We start from the raw sequence: 26,487 nt of genomic DNA, 5'->3' as shown, positions 1-26,487 counted from the left end.
TTTCTTTTTTATGCCTTAGCTCGTGGGTGTCATCCTATGGTAGAATTGGCCAAAACGAGTTCGCGAAACGCTTGGACATGGACTCTAGCACGTCTATTATGAACAAGACCCGCCAGTTCCGGTTGTAGGGATAGGCGGGTCTTGTAATGAATTTAACGCTTTGTCTTTTTGTTGCTTATCACGACACTTCCCGGCTGATCATCGTGATGGTAACGATTTTCCATCTTTTTGCCGGCCAGCCACAGCAGCCAGAGGACGACGGCCGCGATAAGGATGCGCCAAGGCTGCTGGATAAAGGCTTGCCAATCATGTCCGATGAATGCGACCATAAAGATCATGACGGATTTACCTGCCATTACGGCTATCGTGAACGTCGTTGCCGATACCGTGCTGATGCCGGATGCGATATTGATCAGCGAGGAAGGCGTGAAGGGAAAGCAGTACAGGATGAAGATGGGCGTAAAGCCTTTTTCTTCGATCCAATGGAAGAACCGCTGGGACCCCGGCATTCTTTTTTGTATGAGCAGTCCCAGCTTGCCTCCCAGTTTACGAACAATCCAGAATACCGTAACGGATCCTAGGCAAACGCCGATCCAGGACAGCAAGAATCCCCACCATAAACCATAGGCCGCCGAGTTCCCCATGACCAGGACAATAAGGGGCAGAAAGGGGAGAAACGCCTCTATAAATGGAAGCAAAATACCCGGGATGGGACCCAGCTGCGAGTACTGCTGAAGCCATCCCTGTACTTGATCCATGTCAATTTCTTTCATATGGGTCCACACGTTCTGAAGCCATTCCAACATGATGAGTAAATCCTCTCCCTGCCTGGGGTAAAATGATGTATTTTCCGGTCAATCGCGGATGGAATATATTATAGCATAACCGGAATCAATATTATAAATTGCAAGTATTAATGCGGGAGCCGGATACAGGCAAAAGCCCAAACTCCGCCAAAGCAGCGGTGAGTTTGAGCTATACCGGTTGACATATTCCTATTCCGAACGGGAGATGGATGCCGCTTCCTCGGTTTCAGGTTTCGAATCCGGCGGAAGATCCGGCTCTATCCGGTTCCAATCAATTCGATTTTTGCCCCGCAGCGACCAGGCGATCAATAGGATGATTCCAATGATGACCGAACCGATTGTTACCATATAATTGCCCCAGACCGAAAGGTATTCGATCTCGATGAATGCATAACTCGAAGGCACTACGACGTATCGCACCATCTCCAGCCAGGCAAGGTGAAAGCCGATGCTCACCCACAGATTGTTGGATACGATGCGACACAGCTGCAGAACCGTACCGAACGCGATTAAGTTAACGATATACTCCACCGTGATCAGGTCCCATGTCCCTATTCCGATCGCTACCATGAATCCCGTTACGGCGATGGGTGCAAGCACGAACAATACGACCTGAAGGATCAAAGCAAGCCAGCGAGGAAAACGGGTATTCAGGTTCCGATACACATAACCGCGGAAGGTGATTTCTTCGGGAAAAGCTTCATAAAAAAATGCAATGAGAGCATTGATGAGGATAACGAGCATCGTAGCTACAGGTAAATGAAAAGCAACGATCCGGAGCCATCCGGCGGCACTGCCAATCAGCAGGGCCGCTGCCGTGACAAGGGCAAGGAAGCCAATGCCGAGAAGAAAATAACGAAAACCGGAAGGTGGAGAGCTAAGACCAAGTCCGCTCCAGGGACGCTGGTCGGCATAACGCCTAAGCAGATAAATCAGCGGCACGGATACGCTGGTCGTTACGACTGCAAGGAGGATTTGCAGCCCGAGCGTGGGTATTTCGTAAGAGCCCGCAACCGTTGCAATCACAACCGCTAAACTGAGCCCGACAACAAAAGCCAGCCACCCAAGGACGACACGCCAGAACAGGTTTAAGCGGCCCTCCCGATCACGGAATGCTTGAGAGACACCATGCCTAGCCTTCGATTCAGTTAATGTACGAATGACGACTCTCTCCTCTCCTGGAACACGCTACCCGTGTTCCCTATTCTTTTTGACATTAATATATATAGTATTGGTTCTACCAAGGTGTTCCATAGAGAGCACCTATTTTTAAGAGGGTAGGCATGAACGAAGCAAATTAAAGATGCTGACATGTTGTTTATCGTACGTTGTATTAAAAAAAACCGGAAGTGTATAATGGGGTTATGCCGAAAATCGTAGATCATGATAAACAAAGACAACGGGTCGCTGAGGCTGCCCTGCGCGTTATTCAGAGGAGTGGACTCGAAAAAGCGACGGTTCGCAATATCGCGGAAGAGGCGGGTTTATCCGTAGGTTCAATGAGGCACTATTTTACCAGCCAGGCTGAGCTGTTAGCTTTCTGTATGAACCTGATTATCGAACGGATTGAAGAACGTTTTTCTTCTCTACCCTTGAAGGGACCCGTGTTTGAGGATGTAAAGAAAGTGTTGATGCAATTTCTGCCGATGGATGAGGATAGGACGATGGAGATGGAGGTGTGGATGTCGTTTGTTGCCAAAGCGTTAGTCTATCCCGAATTAAGAATAATGACCGATCATATGTACGATGGTTTAACCAAGGCGTGCCATTATGTGGTGGATACCCTGGTTGCCCATAAGCTGGCTAAACCGGAGCTGGATCTTGAATATGAGAAGGAGCGAATATACGCATTGGTGGATGGGTTAGCGATTCATCATATCATGAGGCCACAGCAACTCGCCAAAGAAAAAATCGAGAGGATTGTCGATCAGCATCTGCGTTCTTTATGTCTGGATGACAAGGAAATGGCCTAAAAGACCCATGTCACTTCGCGTGTCAACATTGACATGCCATTCCTTTTTTTAATACAATGGTTCTTCGACAGGCACTTCGTGTGAAAAAAGATACAAAAAGGAGAATGGCATGGTCAAAAAACACAAAAATCTGACAGTCGGCGAAATTCTGAAACGGTTCATCTTTATTACCATCGGTGCAGTTCTGATGGCCGTGGCGCTTGAAATATTCCTGGTGCCCAACGAAATTATCGACGGTGGTATTACCGGTATTTCCATCGTATTATCATCGATTACGCCCATCAAATTGGGGGTATTTCTGTTTATTATCAACTTACCGTTTCTGTTCATCGGTTACAAGCAGATCGGCAAAACGTTTGCATTTTCCACCTTATATGGGATTGTGGTGTTGTCGGTGGCGACTACCTTCCTGCATCATGTAGACCCGTTTACGAACGAGAAAATTTTAGCGGTGCTGTTCGGTGGCTTGGTTCTGGGGCTGGGGGTAGGTCTTGTTATCCGTTACGGCGGAGCTCTTGACGGGACGGAGATCGTAGCTATCCTGCTGTCTAAAAAGCTGCGGATGCCGGTCGGACAGATCATCATGATCATCAACGTGTTTATTTTTATTACGGCAGGATTTGTATTCGGTGCAGATTCGGCCATGTATTCGATCTTCTCATACTACATAGCGGCAAAAGTGATGGATATTGTGGTAGAGGGCTTGGACGAGTCCAAATCCGTTACGATTATATCCAATGAATACGAAGAAATTTCAAGTGCCATCATGCAGCGTCTGGGCCGCAGCACGACGATGATCTATGCCAAGGGCGGGTATTCGAAAGAGGATACGCAGATGATTTATTGCGTCATCACTAGGCTGGAGATTGCGAAGCTGAAGACGGTTGTGCAGGAGATTGACAAGAACGCATTTATTTCGATTCAAAATGTCGCGGACGTGCTGGGCGGAAGCATGGCGAAGTCCGATATTCACTAGGTGCAAGCACACGCTCTCCGTGTAATAGGTTGCTTAACGAACGGCGGTTTTTTGCAGATCTTGTTCTGCAGAAGGCCGCTGTTTTTTATAGCGGGGGAAAAGATCGGATTGCCTGAGGGTCTGATAGAGATTTCGTAGGGTCTATCATGTAAGCGATCAGGCAATCCATCTATCATTTTCGTACTTCAAAAAATTCGCATTCATCCCGCTTATGATAGCCGAGCGAACTGACGCTGGATTGCGTAATGACGGTTTCGTCGGTGAAGCGGATGACGAGACTGCCGGAATCAATCAGATGATTATCCTTGAAGATGCGTATACGGATCTGCTGCTCCATAACTTCCTGAAAGTCCTGGTCGGTTAATAGCGGTCTGACTATCGGCATGGATCACCTACTCCTTACGTTTGAATGGTAGATTGTTCGTAAAAACGTCCTATGATAAAGGGGGATTGGTATGACATTTGCGGCAAACAGGGAAGTAGGTATCATTCCCTCCGATCAGAATCTGCTCGCCGGCATACACGGGCTTACCGTCAATGACGCGAAGGTTCATGATCGCTTTGCGCTCGCAGAACCAGCAGATCGTCTTCATTTCCTCGATTTTATCGGCGTAAATCAGCATCCAGCGGCTGCCTTCAAACAGCTCGTTGCGAAAATCATTCTTTAGTCCGAAGCCCATGACAGGCACGTTAAGTTCATCTACGATTCGAACGAGCTGCAGGATGCTGTCCTTGGACAGGAACTGGCACTCGTCAACAAGAACGCAGTATGGCTTAGGCTGATGATCCTTCACAATCCCGTAGATGTCGGTCGTATCGGATATAGGTATCGCTTCGCGGCGCAGGCCGATTCGTGAGGATACATAACCAACAGCATCCCGGTCATCGATAGCGGACGTAAAGAGGAGCACCGGTTTGTTCTGTTCTTCGTAGTTATGGGCGACTTTCAAAATCTCGATGGATTTACCACTGTTCATAGAGCCGTACTTAAAAAATAATTGAGCCATGCTTTCGTTCCCTTCCTATAAGTGCAATGTTGCTTCTTTGAGTGTCGTGGTGCAAAGTTCGTTATTCTTACTATATAAGATATGACATGCAGAGTATATTGTCGCATTATTGGACGGCATTTGTCCATTGCCTGCTAGGACTATATTCTGACATATATGACTGAGGCGCGGAATAAAAAAAGGTTTGACAACCTTTACCAGCGGTTGTAATATAACGACATACCCAAAGAATACCAAGATAATCGACCGGATAACTGGAGATATCGCGCATATGAGCAAGTACGACGATGGATGGACGTACTTAGACAAGCGCTATATCTCTTTTTTTTTTTCGAGATCAGAATGTATAGTCATCAGAGGTTAACCAGCCTTATCTTGTAAGAAAAAAGCCTTCGTTATATGCGGTCAGTCTTCACAGAAATTATGTACTTAGACGGTCTTGTTGTCTTATTAACCAAGTAAACAGGTGCGAATAATTATATTATAGGATGGTGAGACCAATGTCAGCGGACACCTTGATTATTCAACAGGTCAATAAAATTTTTCAAGCCCCGACGGGGAATGTTACTGCGCTGAAAGGCATTGATTTGCGGGTTCGAAAGGGAGAGTTCATTACGTTAATCGGACCGAGCGGCTGCGGTAAGAGCACCCTGCTCAAAATCGTTGCCGGTCTGGACACAGCGTACGAAGGGAGTGTCTTGTTGAATGACAAACCGATATCCGGTCCAAGCATCGAGAAAGGGTTCATCTTTCAAGAGCCGCGCTTGTTTCCATGGCTTACTGTGGAGAAGAATATCGCTGGCAATTTGTCGCTGAAGCAGAAGGACATCCGCAACAAAGTAGATGAATTCATCGAGCTGGTGCGGCTCAAAGGCTTCGAGAAAGCATATCCCAGGGAGCTGTCAGGAGGGATGGCTCAGCGTGTGGCGATCGCCCGGGCACTGCTGCGGAATCCGGACGTGCTGCTGTTGGATGAGCCGTTTGGCGCGTTGGATGCATTCACGCGTTCCCATATGCAAGAGGTGCTGCTGGATATTTGGCAAAATAACCGCACGACCATGCTCTTTGTTACCCACGATCTGGATGAAGCCGTGTTCCTCGGCGAACGTGTTGTCATTATGAACCCGAGGCCGGGCCATATCCGTTCTATCCTGCCGATTGATCTGCCGTTTCCTCGCAAACGGACCGGTTCCTCCTTTCAGGAGCTGCGGACTAAAGTGCTGCGCGAGTTTGAGAAAGTGGAAGAACCGGAGTTCGACACCGGTGCGGGCATTTAAACACGCTGGATGATGCTGAACTTCTTACCAGATAGATGAACGACGGAAAACGGGGGAGAGAATCTGATCATGAACACAAAGAAAAAGAATATCGTCATTATGTTATTCCTCATCATGTCTGTCTTGGCATCCGGATGCGCGGACGCAAACAGCCAGCCCAAGGTTAGCGCAGTGGAGAAAGGGGCGGACGGAAAGTACAAAGATCTGACCGTAAGACTCGGGGTACAGGGCAGCGGCGGTTTGTTTGGCAAGGCACGTGAAGAGAAGTGGTTTGAGGAGGAGTTTGGCAAGTTGGGTGTCAAGGTGGAGTGGTCGGAGTTTCAGAGCGGCCCCCCGATGACCGAAGCGATGGCTTCGAATCGCCTGGACTTTGCGGGGCTCGGCAATATGCCGATTATCGCTGCCCAGGCGGCTGATATCCAGTTTAAGGTCATTTCCCAGAGCCTGCATGGCCAGAAGAATGTGGCCATCATCGTGCCGCCGGGCAGTACTGCGCAGACCTTAAGTGATTTGAAGGGCAAGAAGATTGCGGTAACGAAAGGGAGCAACGCCTTTAACTTTCTGTACCGGGGATTGGCGGATCAGGGAGTCAAGGTGTCCGATATTGAAATCATCCAGCTTCAGCCCGACGAAGCCCAGCCCGCATTCGAATCGGGCGGCGTCGATGCATGGGCAACCTGGGACCCGTATATCACCTTGAACACGCTGACGGGCAAAGGCAAAGTGCTGGCGGACGGCGAGCAGCTTGGCGTTCTGTCACCGTCGTTCAACATCGTGCGGAAGGATTTTGCCGATCAGTATCCGGATTTGGTCACACTCTATCTGACCGTGCTGAACAAAACGCTCGCTTGGGAGAAAGAGAACGAAGCCGAGGCACTTAAGCGGTATGCCGATGAGCGCGGCATTCCGCAAGAAGTCATTCAAGGCACCTTTGACCGTTCAAGGTCGATCAACATTCCGGTGACGGATGCAATAATTGCCGAACAGCAGAAAACGGCCGATTTCCAATTTGAGCAAAAAACGATCCGCAAAAAAGTCCAGGTTAAAGACGTGTTTGATAATCAGTACATTGAGGCTGCGTCTAAATAAGCGGCAATTCATCTGAATCAGAAAGGAGGTATTCGTATATGCTCCCAGAAGGGATCAGCAAAGGAGCCGTGGTCATGCCCGCCGAGCCTGTTCGCCGCCAAAAACGGCTAGACCGCAGGTTCCTGCTAAAGCTTACAAACGCATTGATCGGCTGGCTTGTTCCGCTCTTTATAATCATCGCATGGCAGACCGCGGGAGCTCTAGACTGGCTCAATCCGATTCTGCTTCCGACTCCGCTAAGTATCTGGCATGAGTTCGTCCAATTAACCAGCACGGGCGAACTGATCAGGCATCTTGGCATATCATCCTGGCGAGCGCTGCTCGGATTCCTGCTTGGCGGCAGTTTGGGTTTGGCTGCGGGCATATGGGTAGGATTTTCGTACAAAGCCGAGCGGCTTGTCGATCCTTCCTTGCAAATGCTGCGGACGCTTCCCCATCTGGCGATCGCCCCGCTGTTCATCCTTTGGTTCGGTTTTGGGGAGACCTCGAAAATACTTCTTATTGCCAAAGGCTCGTTCTTTCCGCTTTACGTGAACACGTTCCTCGGCATCCGATCCGTGGACAACAGGCTGTTTGATGTAGCACGCGTTCTGCAGTTCAGCCGCTGGGACCAGATCCGCAGGCTGATCGTTCCCGCTGCGCTGCCCCATATCTTCCTCGGCATCCGCCTCTCCATCGGCGTGGCATGGCTTGGTCTTGTTGTGGCGGAGCTGATGGGCGCAAGCTCCGGCATCGGATATATCATCAATGACGCGCGGTCCTTCTCGTGGACCACCGTTGTCTTCGTCGGAATTATGGTGTTTGCACTCGCCGGAAAGCTCTCGGATACACTCGTTAAATGGCTCGAAGGCAGGCTGCTGCGTTGGCAGGAAAGCTACAAGGGGGATGACAAGTCATGAAAAGTCAAATAGCCACCCGTGAACCAACGGAGAAGGATTGGTTGAAGGCTATACCAAAGCCGCTTCATGCCTGGCTTGCGCCTGTAGTGATCGTGGCTTTATGGCAGGCAGCGGGCGGTTTAGGATGGATTTCGGCAACCCTGCTGCCTACGCCGCTTACGATTGCCAAGCAATTCGCGGGTTTGGGTGCTAGCGGAGAGCTGTGGGAGCATTTTCGAATCAGTATTCTTCGAGCGCTCTCGGGCTTTTTGCTGGGCGGTTTGACCGGTCTTGCACTGGGGGTGTCCACGGGTCTAGGCAAAATGGCGGAGCGAACGCTGGATCCCTCATTGCAAATGCTGCGCACCGTGCCGCTCTTATCGCTGATTCCGCTGTTTATTCTCTGGTTCGGCATCGGGGAATTCTCAAAGATTCTGATGATTTCCCTGGGGGCTTTCTTCCCGATGTATGTAAACACCTTCCTCGGCATTCGAAATGTGGATGCTAAGCTGTATGAAGTGTCAAGGATCTTTCAATATTCCAAGCCGCAGCTGCTGATCCGATTGATCGTACCGGCTGCATTGCCGAACATTTTGCTTGGCATCCGCCTGTCGCTTGGCGTCTCCTGGCTTGTTCTGGTCGTTGCAGAGATGATGGGGACCAGCGCGGGCATCGGTTATATGATTCAGGACGCCAGAGCCTACTCACAGACGGATATCGTATTTGTAGGCATCATTATTTTCGCGATCATGGGCAAAGCGTCCGATTCTGTGGTGCGTCTGCTGGAATCCAGACTGCTGAGCTGGAGAGAGACTTATAAGGGCTTCTAGGAGGGTTGGTCGACAATTTATTAAAAGGAGTGTTCTACGGATGGGAACAACCGATCGCAGAGATCACCAGATGCACCTGGGTGCGTTTATTTATTATGCCGGACATCATCATGCCGGGTGGCGTCATCCTGCATCCGATGTGGAGGGCATGTTTGGAATTGAGCTGTATAAGCAGCTTGCCGCCACAGCGGAGCGGGGGAAGTTCGACATGATGTTTTTGGCCGATTTGCTGTATGTGACCCAGGTCGAAAATTCCGCCTCCGGCATGCTGGACCCGTTGACGCTTTTATCCGCTCTCTCAACCGTTACGGATAAGCTGGGACTGACCGCCACGGTCTCCACAACATACAATGAGCCCTACAACGTGGCAAGGAAGTTCGCTTCTCTCGATTGGATCAGCGGAGGAAGGGCGGGTTGGAATATCGTAACGTCCCAGCTGGATATCGAAGCGCACAATTACGGGAAGACAAAGCATCCGGAGCATGGCCTGCGTTATGAAATGGCACGTGAGTTTGTCGAAGTGGTTACCCGTTTATGGGACAGCTGGGATGACGATGCGTTGGTGCTTGACCGGGAGTCTGGGAGATTTGCGGATGGAGCGAAGGTACGGCCTGTGGATTTTAACGGGCAATGGTATTCCACGAAAGGCCCGCTGAACGTACCTAGGCCGCCGCAAGGCTACCCCGTGTTGATACAGGCCGGGTCTTCCGATCCGGGACAGGACTTCGCCGCGCAATATGGCGAGGTTATCTTCACGGCCCAGCAGTCCAAGAAGGCCGCACAGGAATTTTATGAAAGCGTCCACTCGAAGCTGTCTCATTATGGTAGAGGAAGCGGGAGCCTGAAAATCATGCCAGGCCTGTCGCCTGTCATCGGGTCCACAGTGGAGGAGGCACGGCGCAAGGCGCGGGAGCTGCTGGAACTGCTGGAACTGATTCCGCCAGCGTCGGCGATCACCGTTCTATCCGGGTTCCTGAATTACGATCTTAGCAGCTATCCGCTGGACCAGCCGCTGCCAAGAAACATTCCGGACCCCGTGGCAGCTTCCAACGGTATGAAGAGTCGGGTCCAGTTATATATGGATATGGCTTACCAAGGAAATCTGTCGATCCTGGAGTTAGGCAGAAAGATACTGACTTCGAGGGGCCATATGCAATTTGTTGGAACGCCCGAACAATTAGCCGACATGATGCAGGATTGGTTTGAAGGTTATGCCTGCGACGGATTTAATATCATGCCTCCGGTTCTGCCGGGAGATCTGGATGATTTCGTGAATACGGTTATACCGGTGCTGCAAGAACGAGGCTTATTCCGTACCGAATACAGCGGAACGACACTGCGGGAGCACCTGGGCCTAACACGTCCTGAACCCGGACATTTTCGCGGGGAGGTTCACCAGGCAGCGGCGGATGTCATCTAAGCGAGTATGTTTTTAATGAACGTTTCGAGTGACCGAGTTTTGGGGGTCATCTTGGAACGTTTTTTATGTATTATAAAAGTCAGATCATATTTTTCAATTACTTTGTCAGAAATGACAAACTTCTCTGGTCATATAAGTAGTCAACGATAAGAAAGAGGGTTTGAGCAATTGGAAACGACAGCAGACCGCACGGTCCAGTGGGATGAGATGGAAGATCAGGAGTTGGTGGAATATGCGCAGGCAGGGGAGCGGGAAGCATTCGGGGAGCTTGTTCGACGTCATCGCTCCAAGGTATATGGCTATGCCAAAGCTATAACCCGGGAGTCCTACCTGGCAGAGGACGTTGTACAGGATGCGCTAATCCGTGCGTTCATGCACCTGGGAAAATTGGTCGATGCCCGGCGGTTCTTGCCGTGGGTGCAGCGGATCGTCCGGAATCAGGCCTATACCCGGCTTAAAGGAAGCCACGTGATGAAAGAGCAGACCTTCACCGAGCTTGAAGGCAGGAGAAGGTTTGATAGTGCCGGGAGTTCAGATCAGTGGAACAATCTGGACAGCATTCTGGGCAGGCTCCATCATTCTGCAACCGAAGCTGCCGCTGGATTCAACGTGCCGGAGGATCGAATCGTCCAGCAGGAGACGCTGCGTGTTTTAACGGACATCATTCAATGCCTGAAGCCACGCGAACGGCTTATTTTCGAATCCCATTTTTTCGATCAGCTGTCCCCGCAAGAAATTGCCAACTTGTTTCAGCTCTCTTCGGCCAATGTGTATCAGATTATTTCGAGATCACGGAAGAAAGTGATCCAAGAAAAAATCCGCGTCACCGTTGACTCTTATATTAAGACGAGAAGGGACTTGGGAATTATGAAAAAGAAGATTCTGTCGTATGAAGGATCGTTGAAAGAAATCAAAACTTGGACAACCGCTGCGGATGCCACGTATAAAATGCTTCAATTTACGGATCGGAAGCTATCCCTGCCGATGGCTATGGGGCTTACAGGTCATGCATTCCGGATCAACATCATTCCGGATCAAGTTCACATTGCAGGTCCGACGGCGTATTTTTTTGGCGAAGTATTATCTCGGGGACTTCATAATATCGGCTTCCATTCCAAATACGTCGACGGCATGTCGGAGGGCATCGGTGCAAATACCAATCTGCTGGATCCATCCGTCTTGGAGAAGGGCGCCATGAGCAAGCGCAGCATTCATCAGGAGCTGCCAAGGGCGCTTGATTTGATTCATAGCTCGCTGGATCGCGGATACCCTGTGCTGGCATGGGATATTTTCATTCCTGAATTCGGTACGCTGTATGGATATGACGATGAGACCAGAACCCTCTATGCCGAGGAATGCGGAAGAGTGGATACGCTGCCTTATGAGAATCTCGGAAGGAGTGTATTGGAAGATCTGTTCGTCCTGGCCATTGAGGGCTCGGTCGATTTAACGCTTCAGCAGCAGCTTCGACTTGCGCTTGAAACCGCCATCGAACAATATGAGGGGAAAGAAAGCGTGGTACCGACGGCCGTGAAGGGGCTTGCGGCATATGATGCCTGGATTGAATCGCTGCAGGGGCGGAAGATAGAACCGAACGGTCATGCTTACAACATCGAGGTATTAAGAGACGCCCGGTATTACGCTGCCGAGTTCTTTAAGGAACTGATTGCAGCTTGGCCCGATGCGAATAAGGAAGGACAGGAGCTCACGCAGCAGTTCAAGGAAGCCAGTGCGTTATATTCGGGAATGTGCGAGAAGTACAGTGTCCTGCATCAGATGTTTCCATTTCCGGTAGGCGGGGAGCCTAATTCGGAGGTTCAAGCAACAACGGCGATATCGCTGGTAGAGGATATTAAAGCTCTGGAAATCGAGGCTGTTGATAAATTGAGAGAGATCTTTGCAAAGCTGTCTTCATAAATACAAACGTACCCCATTTGGTATTTACAATGTTGAGATTTTGTCTTAAGATAAGACCATAATTCAATATCTAACAGAGTCAACCCCACTTTTTACTGTTTTCTGGATTCCAAAACAGTGAAAGTGGGGTTTTTTGTTGCGTAAAAGGGGGAGTCTGAGTTGTTGCATTTGTTGAAAAATTCATTCTTCGTATTTTTGGGAGCCTGCTGTTTCGGTATTCTGTCAACGGTCGTTAAGCTCGCTTACCAGGAAGGATTCCTGTTTCAGGAGGTTATGATCAGCCAATTCGGGACAGGCTGGCTCATTCTGTTTGTGCTGATGCTGTTTTTTGGATGTCAAAAGGTTACGGGCAAGCAATTCCTAAAGCTGGCTGGGGTTGGGTTATGTACATGTCTTACAGGCGTCACGTATTACCTTGCCCTTCAGAGCATTCCGGCATCGATTGCCGTTGTTCTTTTATTTCAATTCACCTGGATCGGCGTCATGATCGAAGCCATTGTGAAACGGAAATGGCCGGATAAATCCACTGTCATCTCCGTTATCATCCTGTTCGTTGGGACGATTATGGCTGGGGGGATTATGGGCGCAGGCGAGATTCAGTTGGATTTGAAAGGGACTTTATTGGGGCTGACTGCTGCCTTGATGATGGCTTTGTTTGTTTTCTTCAGCGGCCGGGTTGAGACGCAGATGTCACCGATTACCCGGAGCTTCTATACCTCAACGGGTGGCCTGATTCTGCTGACGATCCTGTTTACGCCGAAAGTGTACACGGAGATTTCCCTGTTTGACAACGGGTTATGGCTGTTCGGCCTCATCTTGGGCGTATTCGGTGTTGTTTTGCCCGTGCTCCTATTCGCACTGGGCGCACCCAAAATCAGCACGGGACTGGCAACCATCCTTGGTGCCGGAGAGCTGCCCGTCGCCGTTATCGCTTCGGTGCTGGTGCTGAGCGAGCAGGTGACTGCGCTGCAATGGATCGGGGTTATTGTCATCCTGCTGGGCATTGCGTATCCGCAGATGGCGGCGCAGAAGCGGGGCAGGGTGCCAGCGGTACAAGGATAGGATTCAGATGAAAATCATAATGCTGATAGGAATGCGGGGGGGCTGCTTGCAGCCCCTTTTCTGTGTGGGGAAGAAGGTCCATGCATCCATCATCTAATGATCTCGATTCCAAAATCGACCAGTTGCTCTCTTCCCATGATGTTCATGAGCACTTTCGCGCGCTTTTTATGCTTATCAACTTTTTTTATAAGGCTTTCCATTCCCTTCAACGGACCCGATTTAACGATGACATTGGACTCCTGGAACGTGACTTGGGAATATTCGATAACTTCACTTTCACTGATCAGTTTGAGAACGATCAGCATTTCATCTTTGGGGATCTCTTTGAAAAAATAAGACTCGTCCGGTTTTTGAGATGACAGGTGTACTTGCTGCGTATTCGATGGGAGTAATCCCTTATCCTTGTTATTGAGATAGTTTAGTGAGTTGTAAATGAAGGGATTCTCTTTTAATGTATAATATATGGAAAAATTCATTTTTGTCTCCACAAACACATAGCCGGGGAAAAGTGTTTTGATCGCATGGTATTCCTGGCGGTCTTTCTTCTCCGGTACTTTTCTTCTAGGAATCACGCTGGTTAGCAAGCTATCATCGAATCTGGCGTCAAGCCATTTTTTAATTGAAGACTCGTATCCGGTTTTAACAAATAACGCATACCATGACATAAATTGCTCCCCCACTTCCTTTTGATGAAGAAGATAATACCAAATAATTTATGAAATAAATGTCGAAACAGGGAAATCGAAGAAAAAATAATCGACTAATCTTATAAGATTAATAGTTTACAAAAAAATATTTATATAATAATATATTGGTAATGAATGACTTAATTTAACAAAAACTTAAACAGACTTAATCGACGTTTCGGCGCGTTAAGAACATTTAAGGGCCATAATGATACACGTATTGTGTGTGAATGCTTACGAAGCCTCCAGTGAGTTGGGGAGGACCTCGTAGGCATTTTTATGTTCATTTCCAAAAAGCAAAAGCTCGATAGCTTGTGACTGAGCAATTGACGGCAGGTATACGGACCATAAAAGATCTCCATATTATGAGTTAAAACCGTCAAGCAGGGATTAAGTGGGGGTAAAACGCACCAATATTTATCTATTTGGGAGGATGGTACAAGTATATGCTAGCCTATGTATTTCCCGGCCAAGGCGCCCAGAAAAAAGGAATGGGCGAGGAGCTTTTCGACGAGTTTCAAGAATTGACTGCACAAGCGGATGATATTCTAGGGTATTCGATCAAACAATTATGCTTGGAAGATCCTGATTTCAATCTGAATAAGACTCAATATACCCAACCGGCATTATATACCGTAAATGCTTTAAGCTACTTCAACAAGATTAAGCATTCGGCAAGAACGGTAGATTTTGTTGCGGGACATAGCCTTGGGGAATATAACGCCCTGCTGGCCGCGGGAGCCTTTGATTTTGCTACAGGTTTAAGGCTTGTTCAAAAGCGAGGGCAGTTAATGAGCCAGGCTGCGGGGGGCGGCATGGCGGCCGTCATCGGACCGACCGAGGAACAAATTGCAGAGGTGCTGCAGGAACATAAGCTTGAAACCATCGATATCGCCAATCTGAATAGCCCTCATCAGATCGTAATCTCTGGAGCGAGGGAAGATATGGATCTCGCCAAGCAGGTCTTTGAATCGCTTAAGGATGTCATGATGTTTATTCCCTTGCGAACGAGCGGTGCCTTTCATTCTCGTCATATGGAGGATGCGGGCAGAGAATATGAAGCTTTTCTCCAGAACTTCACGTTCCATGAATTGCGTATCCCGGTTATCTCCAATGTGTATGCCAGGCGATATCAGACGTCCTCTATCAAAAGGAATCTGGTTCAACAGATTACAAGCTCCGTTCGATGGACGGACAGTATTCGATATTTGATGGGGCTTGGTGTTATTGATTTTGAGGAGATTGGTCCGGGAAGGGTTTTAACCGATTTAATAGGGAGAATCAAGAACGAAGCAGGACCTCTAATTGTGGATGAACCTGCATTCGATACTGAAGCAGTTATTGAAGCCGTGCATGAGGATCTGAACAAAAGCCATTTAGAGATATCTAATAAATCTGAACCGATAGCTGTGGAACAACTGTATTCATACGAAATTAAACCATGTTCGCTGGGAAGCGCAGCATTCAGAAGGGATTACAATCTTAAATACGCCTATTTGACTGGCGCTATGTACCGGGGAATTGCCTCTAAAGAAATGGTTGTAAGAATGGGCAAGGCAGGAATGATGGGTTTTTTCGGAGCTGGAGGTTTAAAATTACCCCAAATTGCAGAGGCGATTCAATACATACAGCAAGAACTTTCTGAAGGTCAAACTTACGGCATGAACTTGGTGCACAATCCTTCTGAGCCGGAAATCGAAGAACAAACGGTGGACATATTTCTTCAGAGCGGCGTGAAGGTTATGGAAGCGGCTGCTTTCATGAATATCACTCCAGCATTGGTCAAATACCGCGCCAAAAGTTTAACCCGCGATGCCGATGGAAGAGTTGTTTCGATAAATAAAATGATTGCCAAGGTATCGCGGCCGGAAGTTGCCGAGGCGTTTCTTAGTCCAGCACCCGAGCGAATCATTGCAAAGCTGCGGGAAGAAAACAAAATTACGCTGGAAGAAGCTCATATGCTCAGGGATGTCCCTGTTGCGGATGATATTTGTGCCGAGGCAGATTCCGGTGGTCATACAGACGGTGCCGTGGCCTATGCATTAATGCCGGCCATGATTAAATTACGGGATGAGATGATGCAACGGTATTCATACCCTACAAGCATACGGATAGGAGCTGCAGGTGGGATCGGCACTCCAGATGCCATATCAGCGGCATTTACATTGGGTGCGGATTTCATTGTGACAGGTTCGATTAACCAATGCACGGTCGAGGCTGGAACTAGCGACGAAGTAAAGGATTTACTCCAGCAAATGAATGTTCAGGATACGGAATACGCGCCTGCCGGGGATATGTTTGAGATGGGGGCTCGGGTACAGGTGCTGAAAAAAGGACTGTTCTTCCCGGCACGCTCCAATAAACTGTACGATTTATACCGTCAGTTCAATTCCATTGATGATATTGACGAGAAGACAAAGGCGCAGATCCAAGAAAAATATTTCAAGCGCAGCTTTGAGAGCGTATATGAAACAGTCCGGACACGCTACCCTCAAGTCGTTGAGAAGGCAGAACGGAATCCCAAATATAAAATGGCTTTGATATTCAGATGGTATTTCAGTTACAGCACGCGATTGGCTCTGCAAGGGGATCAGGAGAATAAAGTCGACTATCAAATTCATTGCGGGCCAGCCTTAGGCGCATTTAATCAATGGGTGAAAGGAACGGAGCTCGAGGATTGGCGGAATCGGCATGTAGATGAGATTGCCGAGAAACTGATGACGGAAACGGCTGCACTGTTGAACCGGAGATTTAACAGCTTTCGAATGCCTTCGGAGGAACCTGGCCTGCCAGATCTTCAGGGCAATCGAAGCGTTCAAGAGGTTTATTAAAAGTGAGGTGTACCATATAAATGAAAAATGAAATCGCGATTATTGGTATAGCTTGCCGGTTCCCGGGAGCACAGAACTATGAAGAATTCTGGGACAATCTGAAAGAAGGTCGTTCAAGCATTCAGGAGATCCCCAAGGAGCGCTGGGATTGGAAGGAGTATTGGGGCGATCCGCAGGCTGACAACAAGAGCAACAGCAAGTGGGGCGGCTTTATTCAAGATGCAGACGCCTTTGATCCGGGCTTTTTCGGCCTTTCGGCAAGGGAGGTAGAAGCGACGGATCCCCAGCAGCGGATCATGCTGGAATTATCATGGTCCTGTTTGGAAGACGCCGGGATTCTTCCTTCCCAGATATCAGGGGACAAAATCGGCGTTTACATGGGGGTTTTTAATTTTGATTATAAAGGGCTGCAGGAGCAGACGAACCAGATTATTGAAACCTATCATTCCATAGGTACGGCATCTGCCGTCATAGCGAACCGAATCTCCCATTTCTTTAACTTGAAAGGTCCGAGTTTTCCGATAGACACAGCATGCTCAAGTTCCTTTAACGCGATTCATTCGGCGGCCCAGTCCATACTTCTCGGGGAGAGCAATATGGCTCTTGCGGGCGGGGTCAGCCTTATTCTAACCCCCTCACGTCATATCTCCTTTTCCAAAGCAGGGATGCTGTCCCCGACCGGCTCATGCAAAACCTTCGACGACAATGCAGATGGCTATGTGCGCAGTGAAGGGGCAGGGGTCGTGTTGCTTAAACCTTTAGAACAAGCCCTTGAAGATGGGGACTCCATTTATGGCGTCTTAAAGGGAACTGCCGTAAACCATAATGGAAGAACTCATACCCTTACTTATCCCAACCCTGAAGCCCAGGCAGATGTTATAGCTGAGGCCCATAAGAAAGCGGACATCCCCGTGGAAAGCATCAGTTATATTGAAGCTCATGGAACGGGAACTCCAAAAGGAGATCCGATGGAGTTTCAAGGACTGCTAAAAGCTTTTCAATTACGATCGAAAAAGGACCAAATACTTTCCAAGAATTATTGCGGCCTGGGTTCGGTGAAAACAAATATCGGGCATTTGGAATCTGCCGCCGGGATTGCCGGACTGATCAAGGTCCTCATGTCCATGAAGCATAAACAGCTGCCTGGACTGCAAAATTTCAAAACATTGAATCATCGTATCTCAATTGAAGAAAGTCCATTCTACATGGTAGACAAGCTGCAGGAGTGGAAGCTTCTGGAGGGAGCAGATGGGCAAAGCTTTCCGAGACGTGCAGGCATTAGTTCTTTCGGGTTCGGAGGAACGAATGCGCATATCGTCCTCGAAGAAGCACCCGCTATGAAGAAAAAATCCGCTAAGAAGCTCCCCCAATATCTCATCTGTTTATCTGCGAAAACAGAAGAATCTTTGCGGCAGAGGGAGCTGGATCTAGCACGGTGGATCGATAGGAATGGGCATGGGATCAGCCTGACGGATGTAAGTGCAACTCTCTTGCTCCAGCGGGAGCATTTCGGAATAAGATCTGCCTATGTGGTTAAGGATGTGCAGGAACTTCGGGAGAAATTAAAGCAGGTGCTGGAGAATAGTAAACCAGATGGATATTGTAAAGATCAAATTCCGTTAATCGGTAAGAAGCAAGAGCCGCTGCTTGAACATCTGGGTAAGGTGTTGGTAACAGAACTACAATCCCTCAAGAGGAGCGATGTACAGGAATACGGCAGCAAATTGAAGGCATTAGCAGAATTATATGTAAAAGGGCATGAAGTGGATTGGAAGGCCATATTTCTCAAGGGAAAGACACAGCATGTGCATTTGCCCACCTATCCATTTGCACGGGAGCGGTATTGGATCCCAGTGGAAAGCTTCTCGGATCATGCTGTTACAGCTGAGAGAGCTGAAACCTCCTATGTTCATCCGCTGCTGCATCAGAATACATCCGATTTTTCAGAACAACGCTACAGTTCTACCTTTACGGGTGAAGAGTTTTTCTTGAAGGACCACATGGTGAAGGGTCGCCATGTGCTGCCAGGCGTAGCGTACCTTGAAATGGCACGGGAAGCGGTTGAAAAGGCATCTGGGTTATCATCCGATGCTGATTCACCGATTCGGCTTCAACATGTGGTGTGGGCCAAGCCGGTAATCGTTGGTAAACATCCGGTTCAAGTCCATATTGCGCTTTTTCCAGGCGAAAACGGTGACGTTACCTACGAAGTTTACAGTCAAACCGAAGAGGGACGCGGGGATTCTATTGTACATAGCCAGGGCAATGCTCAGATGAACACAGATCTGTTTGGCGAATTGACCAGCGTGAATATCGATCGATTGAAAGGACAATTAACCAGGGCAAACGATACGGTGAAGCATTTTTATGAGACTTTTCAGCGCTCCGGAATTCATTATGGTCCAGCCCACCAAGGGATAGAAGAGGTATACAGCGGGGGCGGCCGCGTACTGGTCAAGCTGCTGTTGCCTTCCTTGATCGAGAGTACAGCAGCTCGATATATTCTGCATCCCAGCCTCCTGGATTCGGCTTTGCAAGCCGCAATGATTCTGATGCTTGGTTCGGAGAAGCAAGACACTTCCGACGGCAAAGTTTCATCGCGGCTTTTTCTTCCGTTTGCACTTGAACAACTCGATGTGTTACAGAGATGCTCTTCAGTCATGTGGGCACATGTTCAATACAGCAATCAAAATACCACTGGGGGACAGTCAAAGAAAGTTGATATTGACCTTTATGATGAGCAAGGAACGTTGTGTGTGAGGATGAGAGAATTATCCTGGAGAAAACGAAGTGAAGAGGAAACCTTGCTCCAATCACGGACGGATTCGGACACGCTCATGCTGCACCCTATTTGGAAGGAACAGGTTATTTCGAGGGATACGACTTTCGCGAGCTACGAAGACTATTGTATCGTGCTTTGCGAAATGGACGATGTGGTGAAGGAGCGCATAGAAACCGATGTAAACGAAGCTCGCATTCTATCATTGCAATCCAACCGTAACGGGATAAAGGAGCGGTTTCAAGATTACTCGGTAAAGCTGTTAAAGGAACTTCAAAGCATTCTTAAAGCCGGCACGAGGACGAAAGCGTTTATTCAAATCGTATTCTCCAGGCATGGAGACCAACAGCTAATCTCCGGTTTGGCGGGACTTCTTAAGACAGCCAGACTCGAGAATCCAAAACTCTCGGCCCAGATGATTGAGGTCGATTCGGGAGAAACGCCGGAGGAGCTCGTCTCCAAGCTGAAAAGCAATCTTCAGGACACCCGGGATTTCCATATCCGGTACGAGTCAGGGAAGCGATTGGTCAAAGGCTGGGATCAGGTTGAAGCTTTGCAGTCAGAAGATAGCAATCCGTGGAAAGACACAGGGACGTACTTGATCACGGGTGGAATGGGCGGTCTCGGTTTCATCTTTGCCAATGAGATTGCCAAACGCACAAAGGGTGCGACGTTGATTCTAACCGGCCGTTCTGATCTCAGCAACGAAATGGAGTCTCAACTGGAGGAAATAAGAGCACGTGGGGCCCAAGCGGAATACTGGCAGGCTGATGTGACCAAGGGCAAGGAAGTAGATGACCTAATCCAGCGTGTCACAGCTGAGTTTGGTGGTCTCAGTGGAATCATTCATAGCGCTGGAGTGATTAAAGACAGTCTTATTCTTAATAAAACTGTAGAAAACCTGCAGGCTGTATTGGCACCGAAAGTGGAAGGGATCGTAAACTTGGATCAGGCGAGCAGGGAATTGAAGCTTGATCTATTTGTCGTTTTTTCATCGGTATTCGGAATCGTGGGCAACCCGGGTCAGGCGGACTATTGCTCGGCTAATGCCTTTATGGATGCTTATGCCACGTACCGAAACGAGCTTGTTCGTTCGAAGGAGCGGAGCGGGCACACCCTGTCCATGAATTGGCCTTTATGGAAAGACGGCGGGATGCATGTCGATGAAAAGACCGAACAGATGATGATGCAGCAGTTAGGTATGGCGGCTATCGATACAGGCTCGGCTGTCCTTGCTTTCTATCAAGCGTGGGCTTCCCGTAATGACCAGGTTCTCGTCATGGAAGGGGATTTAGAGCATTTTTATACAAAACTCACAGAAAAACAGAATGTGGAAGATACGCCAATCGAAGCGATTCAAGGGAAAGGACATGAAGATCATGAGCTCTTCCCGGGTATGAGTGAGGACGATTTTACGGAAAAGGCAATTAGCTTCGTGAAAAAACAGATTTCGACCGTCTTGAGGCTGCCCGTACAGCGAATTGAAACGGATGCCCCGATGGAGCATTACGGCATTGATTCCATCATGACCACCCAATTGACGAATGAATTGGAGAAAACGTTTGGCTCGCTGTCCAAAACGTTGTTTTTCGAATATCAGAATATCAGGGAATTGACCGGGTATTTCATCAAATCATACCGTGATAAGTTGGTGAGCGTGCTGGGAGAGAGGGGGTCTGCAGAACCCTCAGTTCAGCTTGCAGCGCCTTCCGTTTCAACGAAAGGACCGGATGTATCGCATCCTCCCAGCCTTAGACGTTCGCGTTTTGGACAGCCAACCATTAAGCAACAGGATGAACATGCGTCTACCGCGATGGATATTGCCATTATCGGAATGTCCGGGCGTTATCCCGGCGCCGAGAATATTCGGCAGTTTTGGGAGGTACTGAAGAATGGCAAGGATTGCATTACGGAAATACCGAACGACCGCTGGGATTACAATCTATATTATGACGAGGATCGCAACAAACCAGGAACAGCCAACAGTAAATGGGGGGGCTTCCTCAAAGGGGTCGATCGATTTGATCCCTTGTTTTTTAATATATCCCCTCGGGAAGCGGAGATGATGGATCCGCAAGAACGCCTGTTTCTGCAATGTGTCTATGAAACCCTTGAGGATGCGGGATATACCCGGGAAACCCTGGGCTTATACAGCGATTTTGGCTTGGAAGGTAGTGTGGGAGTTTATGTCGGTGCCATGTATCAGGAATATCAGCTCTACGGTGCTCAGGAGCAAGCAAGGGGGAATCCTCTGGCACTACCCGGACTGCCGGCATCCATCGCCAATCGGGTGTCTTATTTCTTCAACTTCCATGGCCCAAGTATGACCATAGATACGATGTGTTCTTCATCCTTGACGGCCATTCATCTGGCTTGTCAAAGCTTGCTGACGGGAGAATGCAAGGTATCGATTGCGGGCGGGGTTAATGTTTCGATTCATCCCAATAAATATCTGTATCTGTCACAGGGGAAGTTTATCTCCAGCAGAGGAAGATGTGAGAGTTTTGGCGAGGGAGGAGAGGGATACGTGCCTGGTGAGGGAGTAGGAGCCGTTCTTCTTAAACCGCTGTCCCATGCCATGGAGGATCGAGACCAGATTTATGGAATTATTAAGGCGACTGCAATCAATCACGGGGGGAAAACCAATGGATACACGGTACCGAATCCCAAAGCCCAGTCCAGCGTAATTGGACGAGCTTTCAAGAAGGCGGGGATTGATCCGCGCACGATTAGCTATATGGAGGCGCACGGAACGGGAACCTCGCTGGGAGATCCAATTGAAATAACGGGATTACACAACATCTTTCAGGAATACACAGGGGATAAGCAGTTTTGTGCGCTCGGTTCTGCAAAATCAAATATCGGACATTGTGAAAGTGCAGCTGGAATCGCAGGCTTGACCAAAGTCCTGCTTCAGCTTAAATACAAGCAGCTGGTGCCTTCATTGCATTCGCAGGTATTGAACCCGAACATCGACTTTAGCCAGACTCCATTTGTTGTGCAGCAAGAGCTTGCGGAGTGGAAAAGACCTGTCCTCGAGTTGAATGGAGTAATGAAGGAGTACCCAAGAATTGCAGGAATATCGTCCTTTGGTGCGGGAGGGTCCAATGCCCACCTCGTCATTGAGGAGTATATCCCCGGAGTCGAGGAGTCTTCACCAATCATCATGGAAGGACTCAATCCGGTCATCATTGTGCTATCAGGCAAAAGCGAAGAACAGCTGAGGATACAGGCGCAGCGTCTTCTCGCGGATATCAGCGACCAACCGCAAGAAGATTCCAGCCTTATTGACATGGCTTACACTCTACAAGTAGGACGGGAATCCATGGAGGAACGATTGGCTGTGATTGTATCTACAATGAAAGAGCTGATCGATAAACTAAGAGAATATATCGAAGGCCGCGATCATGTGGACGGTATCTATTATGGTCAGGTAAGACGGAACAAAGAAGCGCTATCTGTATTTACAAGAGACGAAGAACTGCAGGAAGCCATTGCTAAATGGATTCAGCGTAGAAAATATGACAAGCTCGCAAGTCTCTGGGTTAAAGGATTGGATGTGGAATGGAGCCGGCTTTATGAGAATACGAAGCCACGCCGAATCAGCTTGCCCACCTATCCGTTTTCCGAAGATCGCTACTGGGTTCCCGAACCGAGTAACGCTCAGGCGTGGAGCAATCCGGAGCCCAAGCGAGAACTGGTAGTCCCTAACCGGGAAAAAAGTCCAGTTGAGCGTAAAGTGAGCTATTTGAATAAAAAGTGGGAACTGACTGCCATAGATGGTTCTGCCGACCGAAGCAAATCCGTTACGCAATCCATTGCGATATTGACTACGCAGGAAACGATGGAGTTAGCTATTCACATATCCAGGCATTTTAAAAGCAGCCGGATCATTGATATTCAGGATATGGCACGCGAGTTTCATCAGACTGAACAGGATTGGAACCAATATGGCGGCTGTATCGACGTTGTAGGCTGCGGGTTGAATACAACGGGGCTGACCGGATGGGTTCCCTGGCTCCAGAAATGGATCGAGCATGCTGACACAGACGGCCTAACACTGCTTGGGGTAACGAAATGTCTGGAGTCTTTCCAGAATGCTGAAGTCAACTTGTCCGGTGCCGAACGCGCTGGACTGTACAGAATGCTGCAGAGTGAATACAGTCGCCTGAGCTCACGGCATGTGGATGTGGATGCTGAGACGGATGTTCAGATCATTGCTGAACAGATCGTTAACGAATATGCTACCGAAAGCCGGGACACGGAAATCTGTTACCGGAGCGGTAAGCGATATCGGGCTTCGCTGGAAGAGTTGAAGGGGGCGATTTCCGATAAAGAAGCGTTCGCTTTCCCCGAGGATCATGTGCTTTGGATTACAGGAGGTACAAGGGGGATCGGTTACCTATGCGCCAGACATTTTGTACAGAAATATGGCGTTAAGAAGCTGGTTCTGACAGGTCGGGAGGTTTTGCCTTCACGTGAAGAATGGAGTCTCTATAAGGGGCAAAAAACGCCGGTAGCACAAAAAATTCAGGCGATTGAGGTGTTGGAAGAACTTCAGGCAGAAGTGAAAATCTTGTCGGTATCATTATCGGATGAGCAAGCTGTTCAGCAGAGCATGGAGTTGGTCAAAAGGACAATGGGGCCCATTGGAGGCGTTATTCATTGTGCGGGGCGGATTGACACCCATAATCCAGCGTTTATTAGAAAATCCGTTGAAGGAATCGAGCAGGTCTTCGAACCGAAAGTGTCAGGCCTTCGTGTACTCTACGAGTGCTTCCGAAATGAATCTTTATCGTTCTTTCTGCTCTTCTCTTCGGTTTCGTCCACGATTCCTGCTTTAGCTTCCGGACAGAGTGATTATGGAATGGCGAATGCCTATATGGATTATTTTGCGGAGAAAGCGAAACATACGGTACCCATTGCCAGCATTCAGTGGCCGAGCTGGAAAGAGGCGGGAATGGGCGAAGTGAGAAGCAGGGCCTATGAGCAGACGGGTTTGCTGAGCATAACCAATGAAGAGGGCTTACAGCTGTTGGATCAGATTCTTTCAAACCGAATACCATCGGTGGTTATGCCGGCTGTGGTCAATCCCGAATTGTGGAATCCCGGCAGGCTAATGCAGTTTGCCAACCAGGAGAGCTTGAAAGGCAGGATGAGACAAAGAGGGCAAAAGCCGGAGAATTCGAACAAGAGTCCCCAAGGCCTGTTGAATCAAACGCGAGCATGGCTTACGGAGCTGCTGGCCGAAGAACTGAAAATTCCTGTTACGAAACTGGAGCCCGATATAGCTTTCCAAGATTATGGTGTAGATTCAATCATGATCGCTCAATTGCTTCGACGAATCAATCAGCTGGCCGGGTTGGATTTGGAGCCTACCCTGCTATTTGAATATCCGACCATAGAATCATTGGCAGGCTGGATGGTCAATGCTCATTCTGCTGCGGTATCGCAGATGCTGGGGACTGCGGATATTGGTGAATCCATGTCTGACGTAAAGGCATCATCACCTCAGGCGCCGATGGCTTCGTTAGAAAGCGTAGCATCAACGAAAGGACTTCCAGGCGAGCCTGCCACGGGTATAGCGGTGGTAGGATTGTCATGCCGATTTCCTGGTGCCGGTTCACTTGAGGACTATTGGAGGATTTTGTCCGAAGGGATATCGGCCATTCGGCAGGTTCCGTATGAACGGTGGGGGCACGCCACCTCTTATTACGCTGGAATGCTTGAGGAAATCTCAAGCTTTGATCCGTCCTTTTTCCTGATCCCGCAAGAAGATGCCAGAGTCATGGATCCGCAGGCACTGTTGGTGCTGGAAGAAAGTCTGAAGCTGATATGTCATGCTGGATATTCGTGGCAAGAATTAAAGGGCAAGCCGATGGGAGTCTATATTGGAGCTCGAACGCAGCATCAACCGGAGGAATCCGACTTATACCAAGCGCGTAATCCGATTGTGGCGATTGGGCAGAACTATCTGGCTGCCAATATTTCACATTTCCTTGACCTTCGTGGTCCAAGCGTTGTAGTGGATACAGCATGCTCTTCGGCGCTGGTAGCGATGAACATGGCGGTACAAGCTCTGCGAGCAGGCGATATCGATTCGGCGATTGTCGGAGGCGCGAGTCTGCTAACTACTGACCGTGCACACAAAATTTTTGAACAACGCGGGATCTTAAGTCCGGTACAGGACTTCCATATGTTTGACAAACGGGCTGAAGGTATCGTGCTGGGAGAAGGCGCAGGTATGGTTCTGTTAAAAACGGTGGAGCAAGCTATTGCCGATGGCGATCGGATCTATGCAGTCATTAAGGGCTTGGCCGTTAATAACGACGGGCGAACGGCAGGACCGTCAACTCCGAATATTCAAGCGCAAAGGGATGTATTACAGACTGCCTTGCGCAAGAGTGGAAGGCATCCCGAGGAGATCAGTTATATTGAAACGAATGGCTCGGGTACCACGGTGACCGATTTACTGGAGCTTAAAGCGATTCATTCGATTTATCGGGAATCGAGCACGGTTCCGCTGGGGCTGGGATCGATGAAACCTAATATCGGACATCCACTTTGTGCAGAAGGCATTGCCAGTTTTATTAAAGTGGTGTTGATGCTGCATCACGGGCAATTCGTTCCTTTTTTATCAGGCGGAGAAGCGATGGTTCACTATGATATGGAATCATCTCCGTTCTATTTTAGTAGAGAAAAAACCGAGTGGGCGCATACATCCAGAGTGGCGGCAATTAACTGTTTTGCGGACGGAGGAACCAACGCCCATGTGATCCTGGAGTATGGCGCAGGGGTGCCTCTTCAACGTGATAGAAGGCAGCCTTTACCGGTTCCGGTTTTAAACAGGCGGCAGTTATGGGAGACACAAGCTCATTCCAAAACCTTATCAAGCGGCAGAAAAACAGCAGCAAACGTTCCGCAGGGCATTTTTTGGGAAAATTTCGACTAGGAGG

The 26,487-nt window shown here is 48.8% G+C and carries 16 protein-coding genes; 11 read left to right on the top strand and 5 right to left on the bottom strand.

Translation table 11 applies throughout. The annotated features are described in order from the left end of the window. Positions 1 to 152 precede the first annotated feature (152 nt). Positions 153 to 806 carry a TVP38/TMEM64 family protein gene (locus tag OHJ21_RS11745; RefSeq protein ID WP_100537807.1) on the bottom strand — a complete coding sequence of 218 codons (654 nt, stop codon included), beginning with the start codon at positions 804 to 806 and terminating at the stop codon, positions 153 to 155. Positions 807 to 995: 189 nt separating this feature from the next. Continuing rightward, a complete protein-coding gene (locus OHJ21_RS11740) occupies positions 996 to 1,832 on the bottom strand; it encodes a CPBP family intramembrane glutamic endopeptidase (protein WP_486020121.1) in 837 nt (278 codons plus the stop codon). Between the two features lie 338 nt (positions 1,833 to 2,170). Here OHJ21_RS11740 and OHJ21_RS11735 point away from each other — a divergent pair, with 338 nt between their 5' ends. Beyond that, positions 2,171 to 2,779 carry a TetR/AcrR family transcriptional regulator gene (locus OHJ21_RS11735; RefSeq protein WP_100537805.1) on the top strand — a complete coding sequence of 203 codons (609 nt, stop codon included), beginning with the start codon at positions 2,171 to 2,173 and terminating at the stop codon, positions 2,777 to 2,779. A 109-nt stretch (positions 2,780 to 2,888) separates the two neighbouring features. Continuing rightward, the gene (locus tag OHJ21_RS11730; RefSeq protein ID WP_100537804.1) at positions 2,889 to 3,755 is read left to right on the top strand and encodes a YitT family protein; all 867 of its coding nucleotides are present in this window, start codon (positions 2,889 to 2,891) and stop codon (positions 3,753 to 3,755) included. A 172-nt stretch (positions 3,756 to 3,927) separates the two neighbouring features. Here OHJ21_RS11730 and OHJ21_RS11725 read toward each other — a convergent pair whose 3' ends face one another. Together OHJ21_RS11725 and OHJ21_RS11720 are read right to left on the bottom strand one after the other, a co-directional pair. Next, a complete protein-coding gene (locus OHJ21_RS11725; protein WP_071220380.1) occupies positions 3,928 to 4,140 on the bottom strand; it encodes a hypothetical protein in 213 nt (70 codons plus the stop codon). Between the two features lie 49 nt (positions 4,141 to 4,189). Further along, positions 4,190 to 4,762 (bottom strand): thymidine kinase, encoded by a 573-nt coding sequence (locus OHJ21_RS11720; RefSeq protein ID WP_127593650.1) that lies wholly within the window; start codon positions 4,760 to 4,762, stop codon positions 4,190 to 4,192. Positions 4,763 to 5,262: 500 nt separating this feature from the next. Between OHJ21_RS11720 and OHJ21_RS11715 the strand changes: the two genes are divergently transcribed. From OHJ21_RS11715 to OHJ21_RS11685, 7 genes are all read left to right on the top strand, one after another. Next, positions 5,263 to 6,039, top strand: a complete 777-nt coding sequence (locus OHJ21_RS11715) for an ABC transporter ATP-binding protein (protein ID WP_100537801.1) — start codon at positions 5,263 to 5,265, stop codon at positions 6,037 to 6,039. Between the two features lie 69 nt (positions 6,040 to 6,108). Next, positions 6,109 to 7,128 carry an aliphatic sulfonate ABC transporter substrate-binding protein gene (locus tag OHJ21_RS11710; RefSeq protein ID WP_486020120.1) on the top strand — a complete coding sequence of 340 codons (1,020 nt, stop codon included), beginning with the start codon at positions 6,109 to 6,111 and terminating at the stop codon, positions 7,126 to 7,128. 38 nt (positions 7,129 to 7,166) lie between these two features. Next, entirely contained in the window at positions 7,167 to 8,027 is an 861-nt protein-coding gene (locus OHJ21_RS11705; protein ID WP_486020119.1) for an ABC transporter permease, read from the top strand. Further along, on the top strand, positions 8,024 to 8,836 hold the full coding sequence (locus OHJ21_RS11700) for an ABC transporter permease (protein WP_486020118.1): 813 nt from the start codon (positions 8,024 to 8,026) through the stop codon (positions 8,834 to 8,836). The genes OHJ21_RS11705 and OHJ21_RS11700 overlap by 4 nt, the downstream gene beginning before the upstream one ends. A 40-nt stretch (positions 8,837 to 8,876) precedes the next feature. Then, entirely contained in the window at positions 8,877 to 10,256 is a 1,380-nt protein-coding gene (locus OHJ21_RS11695; RefSeq protein ID WP_486020117.1) for an LLM class flavin-dependent oxidoreductase, read from the top strand. A 168-nt stretch (positions 10,257 to 10,424) separates the two neighbouring features. Beyond that, entirely contained in the window at positions 10,425 to 12,173 is a 1,749-nt protein-coding gene (locus tag OHJ21_RS11690; protein WP_486020116.1) for an RNA polymerase sigma factor, read from the top strand. A 159-nt stretch (positions 12,174 to 12,332) separates the two neighbouring features. Then, positions 12,333 to 13,235 carry an EamA family transporter gene (locus OHJ21_RS11685; protein WP_486020115.1) on the top strand — a complete coding sequence of 301 codons (903 nt, stop codon included), beginning with the start codon at positions 12,333 to 12,335 and terminating at the stop codon, positions 13,233 to 13,235. A gap of 89 nt (positions 13,236 to 13,324) precedes the next feature. Here OHJ21_RS11685 and loaP read toward each other — a convergent pair whose 3' ends face one another. Continuing rightward, positions 13,325 to 13,900, bottom strand: coding sequence for an antiterminator LoaP (gene loaP, locus OHJ21_RS11680; protein WP_100537794.1), 576 nt, complete (start codon positions 13,898 to 13,900; stop codon positions 13,325 to 13,327). 467 nt (positions 13,901 to 14,367) lie between these two features. Here loaP and fabD point away from each other — a divergent pair, with 467 nt between their 5' ends. Both fabD and OHJ21_RS11670 read left to right on the top strand, forming a co-directional pair. Beyond that, positions 14,368 to 16,752, top strand: coding sequence for an ACP S-malonyltransferase (fabD, locus tag OHJ21_RS11675; RefSeq protein ID WP_486020114.1), 2,385 nt, complete (start codon positions 14,368 to 14,370; stop codon positions 16,750 to 16,752). Between the two features lie 20 nt (positions 16,753 to 16,772). Beyond that, positions 16,773 to 26,483 carry an SDR family NAD(P)-dependent oxidoreductase gene (locus OHJ21_RS11670; RefSeq protein WP_486020113.1) on the top strand — a complete coding sequence of 3,237 codons (9,711 nt, stop codon included), beginning with the start codon at positions 16,773 to 16,775 and terminating at the stop codon, positions 26,481 to 26,483. Positions 26,484 to 26,487: the final 4 nt, after the last annotated feature.

The sequence above is a fragment of the Virgibacillus sp. LDC1 genome (genome assembly GCF_025792345.1).
Classification (GTDB): Bacteria; Bacillota; Bacilli; order Paenibacillales; family Paenibacillaceae; genus Paenibacillus_AQ; species Paenibacillus_AQ lautus.
The sequence above is the reverse complement of the archived record's forward strand: the minus strand, read 5'-3'. Positions and strand labels throughout refer to the sequence as shown.